The 15941-nt window shown below is 64.5% G+C and carries 17 protein-coding genes; 8 read left to right on the top strand and 9 right to left on the bottom strand.

The window, feature by feature from the left end; translation table 11 throughout:
* The 8 genes from CKO42_RS24020 to mobI form a co-directional block, all read right to left on the bottom strand.
* Positions 1-982: hypothetical protein (locus CKO42_RS24020; protein WP_274608961.1), on the bottom strand; the 982-nt coding region annotated here is incomplete at its 3' end.
* Between the two features lie 294 nt (positions 983-1276).
* Entirely contained in the window at positions 1277-1927 is a 651-nt protein-coding gene (locus tag CKO42_RS24015; RefSeq protein WP_200250549.1) for a peroxiredoxin, read from the bottom strand.
* 285 nt (positions 1928-2212) lie between these two features.
* A complete protein-coding gene (locus CKO42_RS24010; protein WP_200250546.1) occupies positions 2213-3463 on the bottom strand; it encodes a type II toxin-antitoxin system HipA family toxin in 1251 nt (416 codons plus the stop codon).
* Positions 3460-3744 (bottom strand): helix-turn-helix domain-containing protein, encoded by a 285-nt coding sequence (locus CKO42_RS24005; RefSeq protein WP_200250542.1) that lies wholly within the window; start codon positions 3742-3744, stop codon positions 3460-3462. Before CKO42_RS24005 ends, CKO42_RS24010 begins: the two co-directional genes overlap by 4 nt.
* A 215-nt stretch (positions 3745-3959) precedes the next feature.
* The gene (locus tag CKO42_RS24000; RefSeq protein ID WP_200250540.1) at positions 3960-4622 is read right to left on the bottom strand and encodes an IncC plasmid conjugative DNA transfer DtrJ family protein; all 663 of its coding nucleotides are present in this window, start codon (positions 4620-4622) and stop codon (positions 3960-3962) included.
* Positions 4612-6645, bottom strand: a complete 2034-nt coding sequence (traD, locus tag CKO42_RS23995) for a conjugative transfer system coupling protein TraD (RefSeq protein ID WP_476737485.1) — start codon at positions 6643-6645, stop codon at positions 4612-4614. Before traD ends, CKO42_RS24000 begins: the two co-directional genes overlap by 11 nt.
* Entirely contained in the window at positions 6642-8804 is a 2163-nt protein-coding gene (gene mobH, locus CKO42_RS23990) for a MobH family relaxase (protein WP_200250538.1), read from the bottom strand. Before mobH ends, traD begins: the two co-directional genes overlap by 4 nt.
* Positions 8801-9394 (bottom strand): conjugative transfer protein MobI(A/C), encoded by a 594-nt coding sequence (mobI, locus tag CKO42_RS23985; RefSeq protein ID WP_200250530.1) that lies wholly within the window; start codon positions 9392-9394, stop codon positions 8801-8803. Before mobI ends, mobH begins: the two co-directional genes overlap by 4 nt.
* A 641-nt stretch (positions 9395-10035) precedes the next feature.
* Between mobI and CKO42_RS23980 the strand changes: the two genes are divergently transcribed.
* The 4 genes from CKO42_RS23980 to CKO42_RS23965 all read left to right on the top strand — a co-directional run bounded on the left by CKO42_RS23980 (position 10036) and on the right by CKO42_RS23965 (position 12477).
* Positions 10036-11037 carry a ParM/StbA family protein gene (locus CKO42_RS23980; RefSeq protein WP_200250528.1) on the top strand — a complete coding sequence of 334 codons (1002 nt, stop codon included), beginning with the start codon at positions 10036-10038 and terminating at the stop codon, positions 11035-11037.
* Positions 11024-11281 (top strand): hypothetical protein, encoded by a 258-nt coding sequence (locus CKO42_RS23975; protein ID WP_200250514.1) that lies wholly within the window; start codon positions 11024-11026, stop codon positions 11279-11281. The genes CKO42_RS23980 and CKO42_RS23975 overlap by 14 nt, the downstream gene beginning before the upstream one ends.
* Positions 11282-11449: 168 nt before the next feature.
* A complete protein-coding gene (locus tag CKO42_RS23970) occupies positions 11450-11791 on the top strand; it encodes a hypothetical protein (RefSeq protein ID WP_200250512.1) in 342 nt (113 codons plus the stop codon).
* Positions 11791-12477, top strand: coding sequence for a FlhC family transcriptional regulator (locus CKO42_RS23965; RefSeq protein WP_200250509.1), 687 nt, complete (start codon positions 11791-11793; stop codon positions 12475-12477). The genes CKO42_RS23970 and CKO42_RS23965 overlap by 1 nt, the downstream gene beginning before the upstream one ends.
* 49 nt (positions 12478-12526) lie before the next feature.
* Here the strand turns inward: CKO42_RS23965 and CKO42_RS23960 are convergent, their stop codons facing one another.
* On the bottom strand, positions 12527-12724 hold the full coding sequence (locus tag CKO42_RS23960) for a hypothetical protein (RefSeq protein WP_200250499.1): 198 nt from the start codon (positions 12722-12724) through the stop codon (positions 12527-12529).
* A 125-nt stretch (positions 12725-12849) separates the two neighbouring features.
* Between CKO42_RS23960 and CKO42_RS23955 the strand changes: the two genes are divergently transcribed.
* The 4 genes from CKO42_RS23955 to CKO42_RS28355 all read left to right on the top strand — a co-directional run bounded on the left by CKO42_RS23955 (position 12850) and on the right by CKO42_RS28355 (position 15342).
* The gene (locus tag CKO42_RS23955) at positions 12850-13509 is read left to right on the top strand and encodes a dioxygenase family protein (protein WP_200250497.1); all 660 of its coding nucleotides are present in this window, start codon (positions 12850-12852) and stop codon (positions 13507-13509) included.
* 178 nt (positions 13510-13687) lie between these two features.
* Positions 13688-14086 carry a DUF2784 domain-containing protein gene (locus tag CKO42_RS23950; RefSeq protein WP_200250494.1) on the top strand — a complete coding sequence of 133 codons (399 nt, stop codon included), beginning with the start codon at positions 13688-13690 and terminating at the stop codon, positions 14084-14086.
* A gap of 514 nt (positions 14087-14600) precedes the next feature.
* Complete coding sequence (locus CKO42_RS23945) at positions 14601-14879, top strand: UPF0175 family protein (RefSeq protein WP_200250491.1); 279 nt, start codon at positions 14601-14603, stop codon at positions 14877-14879.
* The gene (locus tag CKO42_RS28355) at positions 14863-15342 is read left to right on the top strand and encodes a PIN domain-containing protein (RefSeq protein ID WP_200250488.1); all 480 of its coding nucleotides are present in this window, start codon (positions 14863-14865) and stop codon (positions 15340-15342) included. Before CKO42_RS23945 ends, CKO42_RS28355 begins: the two co-directional genes overlap by 17 nt.
* Positions 15343-15941: the final 599 nt, after the last annotated feature.

Raw genomic sequence — 15941 nt, 5'->3', positions numbered from 1 at the left:
CCCGATCACCGTCGTTGCCATCAGGATTCCAGTGACCGCTACGCACCTGCTCGATCAACTCAGCACTGACCCGGTAGCCCTCGATGGACAGGGAGTGGTAGGCGTCGGTGGGATAGATATCCTCAACGTCCGCCAGATAATCCTGTGGTTGCTTCGGCCGTCCAGGGGCGGCCGGAAAACGCGTCGCAATGGGCTCTCGCATGGACTCCCACATGAGACGCATGCGATTGACTTGGGGGGAGATGTCACGCCCAGTCAGCAAGGTTGTCGCCGTTGTATCAAACGGATCTTCCAGGCGAATGGTGTAACCAGCCGCTTGCATGGTTGTGACGATCTCTTCAGCCAGGCTGCGACGACCAATATTTCGCAGTGCACCAGCGAGGCGACCGGCGATGGTGCTATGCCCCCCTTCGAGCAGTGGGCGAAGCAGATCCGAGGCCTCTTGAACCATGGCAAGCGCCGCCCGTGCCTCGGTCGCAAACTGGCGGAAAAAACCGGGTGCACTGAACACCAAGGCGGCACAGGGTGAGTACAGCCTGAGACCGTCCAGTTCGACGGTCTCCTCTGGTTTAGGCATGGCGGCACGGACATCAAGCACGGATGTCCCGTGAAGCAATGTGATGACCTTGTTGCCCCCTTTGGGGGTTCGAACTAGGAGTTGGCCGGGTACCGTTCGGTTTCCGGTATGCAGCAGGAGGGACTGTTCTGCTGAAAGCGACCAAGCGTCACCGAAGCGCTCGCGAAGATAAACGGCACAAAAACCCCAGAAGTTGGCATACCAGATCGTGCTTTCTCCATCAGGTTCACCGGGGTGGGCCGGTATGTACCACCCTTTCATGACCATTCTCAGGAATCCGCCTTTGAGCAAGCGCTCGCGATGAACGCGTGACAGATCCACCGACCGGATCGCGACACCGCCTTGCTTCTGGAGGGTCTTGAGAACCTCAAGTGACTCGGCAAGTTTTTTGGAGGGGGCGGCCATCAATCTGCCTCGTTGCTCGAAGCCTAGGCTTCTGGATGATTAGGATAACGTGCTGCGTTTTTATTCGTTTATTATGCTGCCCCATCGTTAGGTTTTCATGTTGATTCACATGCAAACGGATGCGTTCAGAAACGTTGCTCAGAGGATAAGTCGTCGGCTGCAACGATGCTGCAGCGGCCAGCCGACGCACACGGCCCTGATCGATCGGAGCGCGCACGAATACTCCTGGACCGGGACTGATCCCTCTCAGGCGATTGCTGGGCGGCATCGCGCCGCCCATGATCGCTCCCTGACTTAGAGCGCCTTCTTACAGAAGTACCAATCGCTGCACTCATAGCCCTCGGCCATGCGCGCCTCTGCCTGCTCGGCCGTTGCTGGCGGTGGCACGATGACCTTGTCACCAGGCTGCCAGGCCTCAGGGGTCGCCACGCCATGCTCATCGGAGGTCTGCAGCGCCTTGACCAGGCGCACGAACTCGTCGATCGAGCGACCGTTGCTCATCGGGTAGTAGACCATCGCGCGCAGCACGCCATTGGGGTCGATGATGAAGGTGGCGCGCACCGCGGAGGTGTCACTGGCGCCGGGCTGGATCATGCCGTAGGCCTTGGCCACCTGCATCGAGAGATCGGCGATGATCGGGAAGCCGATCTCGACACCGAACTTCTCCTTGATGTTGCGCTCCCAGGCGATGTGGGAGAAGTTGCTGTCGATCGACAGACCCAGCAATTCGCAGCCGAGCGCCTTGAAGTCGGCATGGCGCTTGGCGAAGGCGATGAACTCCGTGGTGCAGACCGGGGTGAAGTCGGCCGGATGCGAGAACAACACCAGCCATTGGCCGCGGTAGTCCTCGAGGGTCTTGCGCCCGTGGGTGGTCGGGGCATCGAAGGCCGGGGCCGGCTCGTTCAGGCGTGGCATGGCGGGGGTGGTCTGGATGTCGGTGGTCATGGTTACAGCTCCTGTTGATGAGGTGTCAGGCCTCGTTCGAGGTTGACACCAGATTAGGCGCCACAACGCTTGGGGTGAAATCGTTTGATCGGATGATCACTATGGGGCTGACCTATTGTGTTTTATCAATCGATTGGCTGAGCCTTTCGCTGATCCGATCGACAGCCCGCCTCAGCGGTCGATTGGCCGGCTGCTGACCGTTCTGGCGTGCGCCGCCCCCGATGCGCTCGTGGTCGGACCGCCACTGGCAGGCGCTCTGATGCATTCCGCGTCCGTCAGACGGGGTCATCCATCATGACGTCGGCACTGCGTGCGGACCACTTTTTCAATGCGTTGCAGTGCCGGATAGGCACCATATCGGGCCTCGAAAGCCTCTCGCTCCGGGCCGATCCTCTCCAGTAACGAGGCGGCGGTCTTGTGCACCAGATTGGTCAGGAAGGACGGTCGGATATCGCAGGCCTTCGCCAGCGTTTCCCAATGTGCCCCTGTGATCAGGCTTGGATTGCGCTCACCACCCACACTGAATGCAAGATGCGCATCGATGCGTTCGATGGCGCGGGTACAGAGCAGATCATAAAACGGCGCCAAACGGGTCGCGTCATCCTGGAGATGTAACAGGGAGAGGTTCTTGGCGTGACCATCGGAGTTGCCCGCGAGCACATTGAAGATCTGCCACTGGAGCAGGGATTGGGTATCGATGGCCGGCTCACTGGACGCCTCCTGCACCAGCTGATAGCACTGAGCGAAGGAGGGTCCACCGTGTTCCTGGTATTTCCGCTCCGGCCCGAAACCCAGGGCCTGACAAACATCTTCCTGGTGCAGCCGACGTAATCCGCCCTGATCATCCCAGATACGATCGTAGCGTGCGATGAGCGCATAGCGCGTCCGGCCAATCGACTGCAACCGGATATCGACCACCGGTAAGCCGATGGCAGCGGCCAACTGGGTGGTGAAGGTCTCATAGGCGGGCAGATGTCGATAGTCCGCTAGCTCGAACTTCAAGATGTGGCTGGAGGGCGCTTCGCGTTGCGGTAGCAGCACCTGATCGTCGCGCATCAGCACCGGGCATTTATCCTGCGCACCGGCGAGCGATAACCGGGGACGCTCCTCAGTGAACCAAGCCGCGCCAATGCGTCCACGCCGTGCGACCAGCTTGGCCAACTCCTGTTCCGTCAGTGCATGGTACTGTTGCTGCCTCGACGGGGTTTGATTCGGGAGCAGGATCGACAGGGCCCCGGCGCACTCACCGCCGATGGCCCGCAGCAGGTCGAAATCGGTGTTCGGCAACTTGAGGTCACGCACGAGATGATCACGAACCGATCCTTCAGGCAACAGGTTGGCAAAAAAATGATGCGCAATCCTTGCGTCAGGCGCAAAGGTGCGACCTGCCAGTGGCAAGGAGCGTGACACGGCAAAGCCCCCGCTGGTGATCCAGGAGGGGTCATAGTGAAACCCGATGCGGCCGAGCGGATCACGCCACAATTCGCCAACCAGGCGTTGCTCATACCAGACGCTGAGGCGGTCAGCATCGCTCAAAGAAGGATCTCCTTGGTGATCTGCCGAGCGGGCGTTGGCGCTCCGCCTGCGCGTGGTTGGACGCTGACTTCCAGGCCGAGCGTGCGCAGCGCCTTCAGCACCTTGCCGATCTCGGCGGTCTCCTTGCCGCGTTCGAATTCCGACAGGAAACGCGGACTCAGGTTGCCAAGCCCGGACACCGTCTCCAGCGTCAGATGACGCTGTTTGCGATGGGCGCGTGCCAAACGCCCGAGATCCTCGGTGGTCCGAATCACCCCGTAAAGGGTCGCTTCTTCTGTCATCACTGCCCCTCAACATCGATACCGTACGGTAAAAAATGGCAGTTTCATCGTTCAATGACAAGAAAAAATGAGCGTACGTGAACACTTTGATACGTGCCCCAGCGAGTGCGCAGTGGCGCGTGCTCAGCCGCAGACCACTCAGGCGCAGGCTTGCAGTGTTTCTGGAGGACGCGCTGCGCGAAGAAGCGGCATAAAACGTGGTCGCCAGCAGCACGCTAGATCCGCTTCTGCGTCTGCGTGAGCAGTACGGAAAGTGCACCGGCTGACATCAATGCCAGCACCGGCACGGCCAGAGGCGGCACCGGTAAGGGCAACAGCAGCCCGAAGCCAACCAGGAACGCCAATCCGATCAAGATGCGCACCGCCAACCGATGCGCCAAGGGGCTCGGATAATCGAACCCAGCCAGGCGGATGCGTCGGCGGATCAGCCCATCAGCGACCGCGCTGAGGATGGCGAAGCCGATGAACGGCCACCAGGCGAAGAGCACCACCAGGCGCTGGATGGCCAGATAGATGGCGAACCAGATCAGATCGAGTCGGGTCTTGACCCAGGGCCAGATCGGAACAGCGGCCAGCTTGTCGAGCTCGGGCGTCTCATTGACAACGGCAGCATCCGGCAGTAGCAGCGCATAGCTGGCATCGACCAGCCCGGAGCGCAGGAAGACAGTCCCGTACCCGCGCTGGGCCGCCGCAAAGACCGCGGTCGCCGTCTCATCCCCTAACTGACTCGAGACCCAATGCACCTCCTGATCCCGCATCCGCGTCGACCAATCGGCCGGGATCAGCGCCGAGAGCAGCACGAATTCCATGATCAACAGCATGACAGCGACCGTCGTCGCCCAGAGCCAGCTGGTCTTGGTTTGGGCGTCAGTCGCCATCGGTTAGGGCATTCCCTGGACGAGGCTGTGCAGTCTCGGGCTGTGCGACAGGCGCGACAGCATCGCCTGGCACAGGATCGGAGACAGACTCAGTTGCCGACGTTGGCAGGCCGTTCTCCTCGCTGACCAAGATCGCCATCCCTAACTCCCGCTGGATTTGCGTGTCAGTCTCGGGCGCGCGCGCAGTCTCGGCCTTGAGTCCAGTTGTAGCCTCCTCGGCCAACGCCTCCGGCGCCACCAGGATCGGCAATCGGCCCTTGATCGTCCGTCCCCCAGCCAAGCGACCGATGTACTCCAGATTCGGCAGATGCCCGAGCAAGGCCGGCGGCAGTAGCTCGCCCTCCTCCTCGATCAGGCGCTCACCGGCATTGCCGCTGTAGAGCAGCGGATTGTCGGACTGGGTGCTGCTGGCCTGAGTGCGCATCACGGTCTGAAGACGAATCTTTGGCAGACTGTCGGTGATGTAGGTCTGGGTCTCGGCATCGAGCACCCGCAACGCGATCAGGTTGTTCAGGTTCGCCAGCACCTGGGTGGCCTTGTCCTTGCTGCCAGTGCGCGCAGCGAAGTCAGCAAAGCTCTGCGTGGCCACGGTCAGCCGCAGTCCGGCGCCACGGCCCTTGTTCAGCAACTGCACGAAGGGGTCGTTCATCACCTCAGCGGCCTCGTCGATGAAGACGCTGACCGGCTTGTTGGCAGCGCCATAGTTGTAGCGTTCGCCCGCCACCGCGGTCAGCTCGGCGATCACCAGCGAGCCAATCGCGCTGCCGACCATGCCGTCGGAGAGGGAGTCCAGACCGATGTAGGTCACGGCTCGATCGTTGATCAATCGCGTGAGCCGCTCGAGGGAACGTTGATCCTGCTCGTCATCCTGATCCGGTGAGAGCAATGGCCCCAACTCACCAGAGGTCAGCATCACCAGCACTGGCATCAGACTCGCGACCATCTTCGAGAAGTGCACCCGCTCGTGGGTGTAGAGCGTCACCAGGCCGTCGATCACCGATGACGGCTGGGATGGGGCGATCTTGTTTCGGTAGTGCCGGATCAGCGCCGGCACACGCGAGCCACCCGAGCGCCCCTCCTGTTGCAGCCGTTGCGGATCAAAGCCCGGGTCGATCTGCGTGCTGTAAGCGACCAGCGCCCGCTCGACCAGCGCATCGACTCCGCCTTCGAGGTAATGGCGCAGCTTGAGCAGGTTCGGGCGCTCCTCGACCAACAGCAGACCGGCGATCACATGCGTCATTGCCATCTGACCGAAGGCCTTGAAGGGATCGGCGCCGGTCTCCGAGGGCACCAGTGCCGCGATGCGACTGGCCAGCTCGGTATACCGACCGAAGGTGGCCATCGGGTCGAGGCGGCAGGACTGCGCCGGAAACGCCGGATGGAAAGAAACGAAGGCCCCCGGTCGCCCGGCCAGCGCACAGGCGCGCCGGGCGTTGTCGCGCAGTTCGCGATCGCCTTTGGGGTCGATGATCAGCACCGACTCACCGCGCAGCACGGCCTGGGTGATCAACAGATCGAACAGCCGCGTCTTACCGGCACCGGTGGTCCCAACCACCAGGAGATGCCCTTCCAGGGTCGAGAGCGGCACCGCCAGATCCTCCTCGCGCGGGGCCAGTCCATGCAGCCAATGCGCGCCGACCGCACTCGGTGAGACCTCGGTCAACTGCGACGGACCGATTCGCAGCAGATCATGGGCCAGCTGTGCCTGCTCGCGCTCCCAGGGGAAGCCTTGCCCGAGCCAGAGCTGACCGGGAAAACGCGCCATGGTCTGCGCCAGGTCGACGGCGGTGACGAAGGCCAGCTCGCGGCCTTGGAGGTTCTTGCGGAGTCGGTGCTGCCGCAGGGCCCCCGGCAGCCAGGTCAAGGCCATGAACAAGGCCAGCAGGGCGAAGGCGTGGAAGGCACCGCGGTGCAGCTGCCAATGATCGGCGCTGGCAAAGGCGAAGGCCCCGAGCAGCAGCCACAGGCCGACGGCCTGTGCCTCATAGTTCGGACGCCAGGGATTGGTGTAGCGCAGACTCATGATGACCGTTCCTGACGGATCAGTAGGTCAAGGCCCTCAGCACGCACCCGCTCATCACGGAGCAGTGCATCGCGCAGCCGATAGACGCCAAAGCCACGTTGCTTGGCCAAGGTTTGCAAGGCGGTGCGACTCAACCGCCGCTCGCGCTGTCCCTGGGCAGGGCACAGTTCCAGGATGAGCCGCTCGACCACCTGCGGATGGAGGCTTTCGACACCCACGCGGGGCGCTGGCGGTGGCGGTAGGGGTCGCGTTGGGATGGTTTGGCCGGCATCGAGGGATGTCGACGCCTCGGGCGAGGGCTCGGCTGGAGGCTCGAACACCTCTGCCGACACCTGGACTGGCCGCTCTGTCGGCAGCTCGCATGGCAGCGCATCCAGCCATGCACGCAGGGCCTCGGAGCAGACGGGGCTCAACACGATCCAGCGTGCACCGGCATGATCCCGCACGCGCCGCATCGGCGTGGCCGGATCGGACTCGATCAGTCCATCCGCGCTCAGCGCATCGGCCGCGACCCGTGGTGACCAGCCCACCCTGGCGAACCAGTCGGGATAACGCAGCCAATAGAGCCCATCGCGCCAGATCGCGGTCTCGCCGTCAGCGGCCCCGAGCTGATCGAGATGATCCATCAAATCGGCACTCTGCTTCAGCAGCGCCCGCAGGCGGGTCTCTGCAGCAACTTGCGCTGGCTCTGGCTCTGGCTCTGGCGATTCAGCTTGAACCGCGGAGACTGGCGCCACGTCAGCGGTATGCGCCACCGCCACCTTTTGCGCCGCTTCCGCGTTGGGTTCCGCGGCAGCCACCTCCTCAGTGACAGGGTCCCTGGTCTCCTGCTGCGCATCGGCTTCGCGCGTTTCCTGCATCGCGTCCTGCACGGCCGGCACCGGCGCGCTCACCGTCTGCATCGTCGACATGACCTCAACCGGCGCCGGTGCGCCGAACGGGAACAACAAGCTGGGATCACTGAGGCGCAGCAGATGCAGCCAGACCGGCGTGCCATCCTGACGCGCCAAAGGCGCCGGAGCCAGACGCCAGGTCGGCCCCTGAGCGTTGGGATCGGTCTGCACGACGATCAGTCCGCGTTCGAGCAGCAACTCCGCGAGGGTGTCCGGATCGCGTGGAATACCGGGTAGATGATCCGCCGCCAGCCGCTCGGTCAGGTCACGCGCCGCGGCCGGCCAGACCAGATGCAGACCGCCTTCGCGCAACAGCCAGACGCGCGCACCGGGCACATTGACCTGCCAGCGCCCTTCATGCAGCAACCGGCGCATGCCATCGATCAGGTAGCGCTCGACCGGCACCCCGACCGCCGTCTCCAAAGGGGCGATGCGGTGGGTCTTCAGATCCTGCTCGACGCTGGAGCGATCAGCCCGGCGCACCAGGTCGACCAGGGGGCTGGGATGCGGCACTTGGGTGATGGCACTGAGGAAGCCGACATAGACCCGCGGATCCGGCGTGCTGAGCCAGGCATCGATGTGCCCTGGCAGGATCCTGCGCAACGCGGCCAGGCTGAACGGCTCATGATCACCGCCACGACCCGCGCGCCAGTGCAGGAAGTAGCGTCGCAACCCGTGGCGACTGGCCCAGTCGAGCAGGTCGCCTTGGAACGGACTCCAGGTCAGCTGCCCGTCACGATCGGTGGCGCTGACATCGGCGATCGCCTTGCCGGCATCGTGCAGCAATCCGGCCAGGGCGGCAGCCGAGGCAAAACGCGGCTCGATCTGCAGCTGCTGCTCGCGCGGGCGATCGCGCGCAACGAGCACGCCCTGACTGAGCATCGTCGCCCTGAAGGCGACCTCGAGCCCGTGGCGCAGCAGCCCGCCACTGCCGCAGTGATGGTGCGCCTCGCTGGCCGGGAGCAGATGCACGAACGCGGCATAGCGGCGGATCACCGGCTCGATGTAGGTCGCCCAGCGTGGCGTGCCATCGTCATCGTCACCCAGACCCAACTGCTGCTTCAGCCGCTCGATCAGCTCCGACTGACTCTCGAGCAGTTGCTCCACCGTCGCCACCGGCAGTCCGCGGGCGAAAGGCGGATAGCGCGGAATCTCCTCCAGGTCGACGGGTTCGGGGGCCAGGGTTTGTGGCGCAGCGGCCAGGCTCGGCTGTGGCGGCTTGAGAGCCTCGTCTGTCCCGAGACACCAGGCGACGAGTCGATTCATGCCGAATCCTCTCCGTGCGGGCCGGTGAGCGCCTGAGCGTCGATCGTCTCCGGTGCTTCCTGCGCCCGCAACCCCTGCAGCGCCTTCAGGCGTCGCTCGATCTCGCTCATCAGACGCAGTTGCCGCCGGATCGCGCTGAGGCGCTGCTCGGCGTCCAACGCGATCGCCCGCTCCCAGGCCAAGGCGCCGATGAAGGCCTTGCGGCCGTAGCGATCCCCGGCACCACGGGCGATGTAGTCTGTGCGCCCACGCCAGCGCACGCGATACCACTCGAGCGTAAAGCTGCCACCGGGCCGACGGGGTTTGCGCACGCGCATCCCGAGGCGCGAGCTGCGCATCCCGACCGGTTGCAGGAGCCGGGTCTCACGCAGCCGGGTCATGATCTCAAGCTCGAGCGTCTCGGCCTCGAGGCGCAGTTCGGCACGGATGGCCTCGAAGGTGTTGCACAGCGCCTCGAACAGGCGGCTTTCGGGGTCTGCAGGAGCCACGGCACGCCCTGCGGATGCGGTCTCTGCCTCCTGTTTACCTCGGTGGGCGACCCCCTGTTGGGTCACCTGTACAGCGCTGTGGCTGAGCGGCTGGTCAGGCATGGCTGACCACCTCCTGCCCCCAGCGCTGCCATCGACACCTGGGTCGTGCACACCCTCCTGCGCACAGGAAACAAGTGTCTTGATTCAAGCGTTTGCAGGTCGATTCCCCGGTCGCTGCCCACCTCCCTTGGCGCCCTGTGCGGTCCACCTGTCGGCGCTGGCGGTCTTGCCCACCCGCAGTGGCGATGCCCGCGCGCGAGGCATCCGTCCATCTGGGCCGTATCGGTGGCCTGCACACGGCGCCATCAGTCGTCATTTCAATCACTTATCGGCCTCTGATCAAGGCCCTGCACACCTGTACCGAGCCCACCACCGGGCACCTGGACAGGTGTCGGGGCTTCTGTGGCGACCATGCTAGGTCGCAGGGGTGCGGATCGCAGTAGCGAAAGAGACGCCAAACGCGCGTCTTTCGCCGTGTCGGCAGCCCCAGCGAGGCCGGCATGCTGTGCCTCCGCTCGGCGTCGCTCGCCAGTCGTTCTCGCAGACAGCAGGCCGCCGTCACAGGGTCCGCCCACGTCCTCAGCGCGCGTCGCAGCGGATATCCCCGGTGCCGGAGGACTGTCAGGCCAGAGTGGCCAGGGCGCTCAGTCGTTCGTCAGTCGTTCGGGGCGTGTCGTTCTCACCATTTGAGGAGTGCAGTGATGCCGTTTGTTGGTCTGGATATTGGCTATAGCCATCTGAAGCTCGCCTGGGGTCAGGCGGGAGGGCGCCCGCGGCTGCTGGTGTTGCCGGCCATGGCCGCACCGAAGGCCCTGGTGGCCGAAGCATTGGGCGTGTCGGCGAAGGGCGGCCGTTCAACGCCCACCGAGGAGGGGTTGGCGGTCAGCGTCAACGGCGAGCCCTGGATCGCCGGCATCCGCCCGAGCCGGGTCTCGGGCTGGCAGCGGGCGCTGCATGCCGACTACCCGGCGAGTCGGAGCTATCAGGCCCTGTGGTTGGCGGCGTTGAGCCATGTACCTGGCGCGCGCATCGACTGCCTGGTCACGGGCTTGCCGGTCGCGCAGGCGATGGACCCCGCTCGTCGCGAGGCGCTGCGCCAACGGCTGCGCGGCCCGCATCAGACGCCACGCGGGCTGGTCGAGGTGGTCGATGTGCGGGTCCTGGCGCAGCCGATTGGCACCTTCATCGATGTGCTGATGCAGGCCGAGCCTGAGGTGTTGGATCGGATCAGCGAAGGGACGGTGTTGGTCCTCGATGTCGGCTTCTTCTCGGTCGACTGGGCGCTGCTGGTCGGCGGTGATCTGCGCCGGACCACGACCGGGACCAGTCTGGAGGCGATGAGCGTGCTGATCGAGCAGGCGGCGGGGCGGATTGCCAGCGAACGCGGCGGCCTGCCACCGTTAGCGGCGATCGAACAGGCGCTGGGTGAGGATCGAGCCACGATCTTGACGCGGGGTCAGCGCTTGACCCTGGCACCCTACCTGGAGCAGGCCGCCGCCGAGCGGGTGCCGGTCGCGCTGGAGGCGTTGCGTCAGGATCTGCGCCGCGAGCAGACCGAGGTCGATCTGATCCTGCTCACCGGTGGTGGGGCGCGCTGGTTTGCGCCGGCGCTCGGCGCGCTGTTTCCGGGCGTTCCATTACAGCAGCCGGTGGACCCGGTCAGTGCCAACGCGCGCGGCTATTTCCACTATGCCAGACGCTGAGGCGTTGCGGGTGCAGGTACGCCTGAGCGGCCTTGAGCATCCGGAGCTGCATGCGGCGCTGGGCGCACTACCCGTGCGCTCGCGCGCGGAGCGCTTGCGCCAACTGGCGCTGTTGGGGCTGCGCGGCTTGTCGGTGGCCCCGGCATCGACAGCGGCTGACGCACAGACAGCCACCATCGCCGACACGGCGGCACCCGATCCACGCCGGGCACAGCTCTTGGCGGCGTTGCACCTGGACGACTGATCCATTAGTCAGGCGCATTGTCAATGCTGCATCGCATGCAAGCGACGAAACGCCCAGTGATGCAAATGTCACCGATGTGACATTAGCCCCGATTGATCGCTGAACAGCGCGCGAGCTCCGCCCTAATCTCGACGCAGATCAACACCCTGACGCAAAAGGAGCCTCTTCATGCCACTGATTCCCGACGACACCCTTGAGAGCATTCACCGTCTCAATCGTGCCTATCTGCATGCCGCCCGTGATGGGCTGCGCGCCGGCCAGGAGCGTTTGATCGAGGGGCTCTTCGGTCTGGATACCGCCTTGCGGAACTGGCTGCTATCGGCCAGCCCAGAGACCATCGAGCAGCTGGCTGTGATGCCCGGGCTGGTGTTTCAGGCGCGCTTTCCGAGCGATGTGGAGCCCTTGCTGAGCGCCTGTACCGAGAAGCCCTTACGCGATGTCGCTGAGCTGCAACTGCTCCTGCACCAGTTGGGCGATGGCGAGCAGCCTGAACTGGCGGGGTCGCGCTGATGATCCTGGAGCACCATGCCAAGATGCGCCTGGCCATCGAACTGATCGCCCGGCGTGCGCGGATCTCGATCGTGCATCAGGAGACTGGTCTCTCACGGCCGATGCTGCGCGAGGTCTATCGTGAATACCATGGCGTCCCGGCGCCCTCGGGACAGCTGCCGGGGCTCGGTGGCGCGATGATGGGGACTCGACGCCAGCAGCTGCAGGCGAGCCTGTTCGCGGTACTCTATCTGCGTTGCGGCGGGAACCGGCTGATTCGCCACCTTCCCGGCCATCGCACGCGCAGCATCTACGCGGCGATCGAGGCGCATGATCAGTGTCAGCACCTGCTCGGCGCTGGGCGGAGTCTGGACATGACCCGCTGTTGGGTGGCGAGCTGCGATCTGCAGGTCGGCGCGGCACGGTTGATCAGCTGCCTGCGCTGCGAGGTGCCCTATCTGATCGCCGATCAGCTGCGCTTCGATGATGGCTGTCCGATCTGTGCACTGTATCGGGCTCAGCGCGCACCGACATCGGTGCCGCGTGAAGCGGAGACGAACGGGGTCGCGACACCGAATGAGGCCTCGGCCAGGACGCTGCTGCTGCCCGAGGAGCGGGGGTTTCTGCGCTGGCAGGGTCGGCTGCGCCCGCCACCGACGCGCGGTCGGCAGCCGGTACATGCTGGCGGTCCGGCCACAGGGGGTTGACGTCGAGGAGCGCGGGTGGCGGCCAGGCTCTTTGACGTGAAGACGTTCATCAACGCCGTTGCCCTGCCCCATCCACGACGCACTCGAACGCCGTATCAACAGTGGCGGCATCGGCGCCCCCGAGTCGGTCGGATTCAAGCGAACGCCGCAACGAGTCAACCAGCGGGCGGCGGAAATCGTCCCGCAACGAGGCCAGGAAGGCCTGCAGCGTCTCGCCGGGGTCAAGGGAGCTGGTCTGGCTGTCCATTGAAGGCCTCATCAGAATACTGTGACCTGGTTCACGGAAGTGTAGACCAAAGACCGAAATGACCCGTTGATCGGCGTCGTGCGCGGCGAGCTGTAAACGCCGATCGTCGCGCCCATCTGACGAGAATGACCAAGCACACAGGGCGCGTCGAGATGCACGAGCAACCCCTTCACCCGGCACGCCGGCGACTCCTCCTGGCCGCTGCGGGCCTCGCCAGCGGAGCGCTGCCCGCGCTCGCATCGAACCGGATGGCGACGCCGCCACAGATGCGCGGCCCGTTCTATCCGGAGCACTTTCCACTTGATCAGGACAACGATCTGACCCGCCTGATGGACCGCGACCCGTCCCAGGGGCAGATCACCGACCTCAGCGGCCGGGTGATGGATCTCGACGGCACACCGATCGCTGCTGCGCTGGTCGAGATCTGGCAATGCGATGCCAACGGACGCTACCTCCATCGCGCCGACAAAGGCAGTCGGCCCCGCGACCCTCATTTTCAGGGCTATGGCAAAACGCGCTCTGGCAGCGATGGCAGCTACCGGTTTCGCACCATCAAACCGGTGCCCTATCCGGGCCGTGCACCCCATATCCATGTAGCCGTCACGGCACCGGGCCGCAAGCCACTCGTGACCCAACTCTACGTCGACGGCGCCCGCGAGAACGGTCGCGACTTCCTGCGCAGCCTGTTGTCCGCCGAGGAGCGGGCGGCGGTGACCGTCCCGTTTCGGTCCTCGCAGGACGGCTCCGGACACCTGGCGGCGCAGTTCGACATCGTCATGGCCTGAGTGCTGACCGGCAGCGCTTGGCCAAGGACGGCGTCAGGCCCTGGGCTCTGGAGGCACGTTTGTCCTCATGACCGCAGGCACCGGTTTCGTTCCCGAATGCGCTGGCATCCATGGCCCCTGCCCTTGAGGGTCCTCGACCGCGAGTAGGAAGCACCGCGAAGTCAGAGCTGAGGTCACGATGGACGTTTCCACATTGAGGCTGCTCGACCAAGCGCTGTTCCTGCTGCACGCGGCCCTGGTGCTGTTCATCCTCACCGGTTGGATGTGGGCTCGCATCCGGCGCTTACACCTGCTCGTGGTGGTGCTCACGCTCGGCTCCTGGGTCGGGCTCGGCGCCTGGTACGGCTGGGGCTACTGCCCGCTGACCGACTGGCATTGGCAGGTCAAAGCCGCCCTCGGTGAGACCGGGTTGCCGGCGTCGTACATCAAGTACTACGCTGACGCGCTGACGGGGGAGTCGTGGAATCCGGTGCTCATCGACGTTTGGGTCGTCGGCTTGGCGCTGGCAGCGCTGGTCGCCTCGGCGGTGTTGAACGGGCGCGACTGGCGGCGGCAACAAGCCAGCAAGCGCCGGTGATCGCGGCCAGTCAGCACAGGGGCGACGCACCAACCGCATCCAAGCGCGGGCTGCTTCGTCGCCATCGACGCCCAACTCCAGAGGCATGATCAAGCGCCCTCTTTTGGCCTTGCGCACGCTGCTTCCTGGGCGCCTCAGCAGCCTCGACAGCCGCCTGCGACTCGGGTCGATCTTGATCGACTGTTGGGGACCTGGTTCGAGGTAGCCAGGCTACCCAATCTCGAGGCGGATGGGCCTTGGCAGGAGAGCGTCAATGTCCGGATAGGTCCACCGCCATCACGGGCTTCCGGGAGGCAGCAACTCGTGCTTCGTGGCCATTGGTCCTGACGTCCGCAACCGGCCAATTCCGGATATTGGCGTATTGCTGTCCGGGTTCTGTAGCCGCGTGGGCAGCAGACACTCGCCAGAACCAGCGATGACACCGACTGTCCTAAGACGTCCTCGCGCCTCTGGTTTCGCCAGGTCGATTCGGCGAAGATGAGCGATACGCCTGCGCACCCAAGAGCACTTGGCCATGAGCAATACCTTGCACGTCGATTACCCGGAAACCTTCCCCGATGCGCTGCATATGTCCCGAGCGGAGTTTGAGCGTGAGGCAAGTCTGGCCATGGCCGCCAAATTGTTCGAGATTGGCAGGCTCAGCTCAGGGCAGGCCGCCGGCCTGATCGGAATGGGGCGAGTAGCGTTTCTCGCCGAGCTTGGCCGCCTTGGGGTATCCACCATCCAGGTGGGCGCTGAGGAGTTGGAGGGGGATCTCGCTGCTGCCGAGGCCGCCAGTGATCATCCTCAATAGCAGCCCGGTCATACACCTGAGCGTTGCCTTGGGTGGGCTCGATGCCCTACCGGCGCTCTACGGCCGGGTCTTGGTGCCGGAGCCTGTGCTGCGGGAGTTGGAGGCAGGTGCCCAGCTGGACGACACCGCCCGGAGGCTTCGAATGGTACCCGATATCGAAGTGTACGCTCTGGCGAACAGGATTTCGCCGCTTCTAGCGGGCGAGTTGGATCTCGGCGAGGCGGCGGTGATCCAACTCGCCCTGGATCTTCCGGGTGCCACCGTGGTGCTGGACGATCTCAAGGCGAGGCGGGTTGCCCGCCGTAGCTCCATCCCGATGACGGGCTCCCTCGGCGTGCTTCTGCACGCCAAACGGCGCGGCAAGCTGGACTCGGTGGCCCAGGGTGTCGAGCGTATCCGCCGTCATGGAGGTTGGCTCGCCAACGACGTCGTCGAGCGCGTACTGGCCCTGGCCGGGGAGTGATCCGGCAGCCTTGTGAGGGCTCTGCTACATTGCGTTGCAGAGAAGCGCTTAATTGCCTTCCCCTGTCCAGCATACGCCGTGAGACCGTCCAACCGTGCCCGCATCGCCCTCGACCCGGCCAGCGCATCGACCGGTGAAAACCCAATCTCTGGGCCGGCGTCTGGCTGACGCGGCCTTGGCTCTGATCGCAACGGGAGCACTGTTCACGGCCTTGGCGCCCCTACCCTCATATATGGTCCGCCCCGCGATGCAAGAGCCACTTGACTGTTCAGCAGAAGGAAACGTTGCGGCCATATATCCGGCGTCGTGATGAGGTGGCGTGATCGCTCCTCGCGCCCTGATGGAATCCGCGCGCATTCCTGTCCTTATCACTGTTTCAGTCTCGGCGATGCCGGCTGGTGAGGATTACAGGGTTTCAGGAATGCAGGACAAGCCTTTCATGCCATCACAGTGACAGTCACTCTTAGCAACTCGTGGTTAGAAACTCGTGGTGTGGGTGATCGTGCTCGCTCGGATGTGACTCAATCCCTCATCGGTGCTCGCGGCGGTTAAACCGCCTGACTCAAGGCGTGCTTTGGATCGTAGGCCTCGCCTTTGGT

The organism is Lamprobacter modestohalophilus (genome assembly GCF_016583905.1).
GTDB classification, from domain to species: Bacteria; Pseudomonadota; Gammaproteobacteria; order Chromatiales; family Chromatiaceae; genus Lamprobacter; species Lamprobacter modestohalophilus.
The sequence above is the reverse complement of the archived record's forward strand: the minus strand, read 5'-3'. Positions and strand labels throughout refer to the sequence as shown.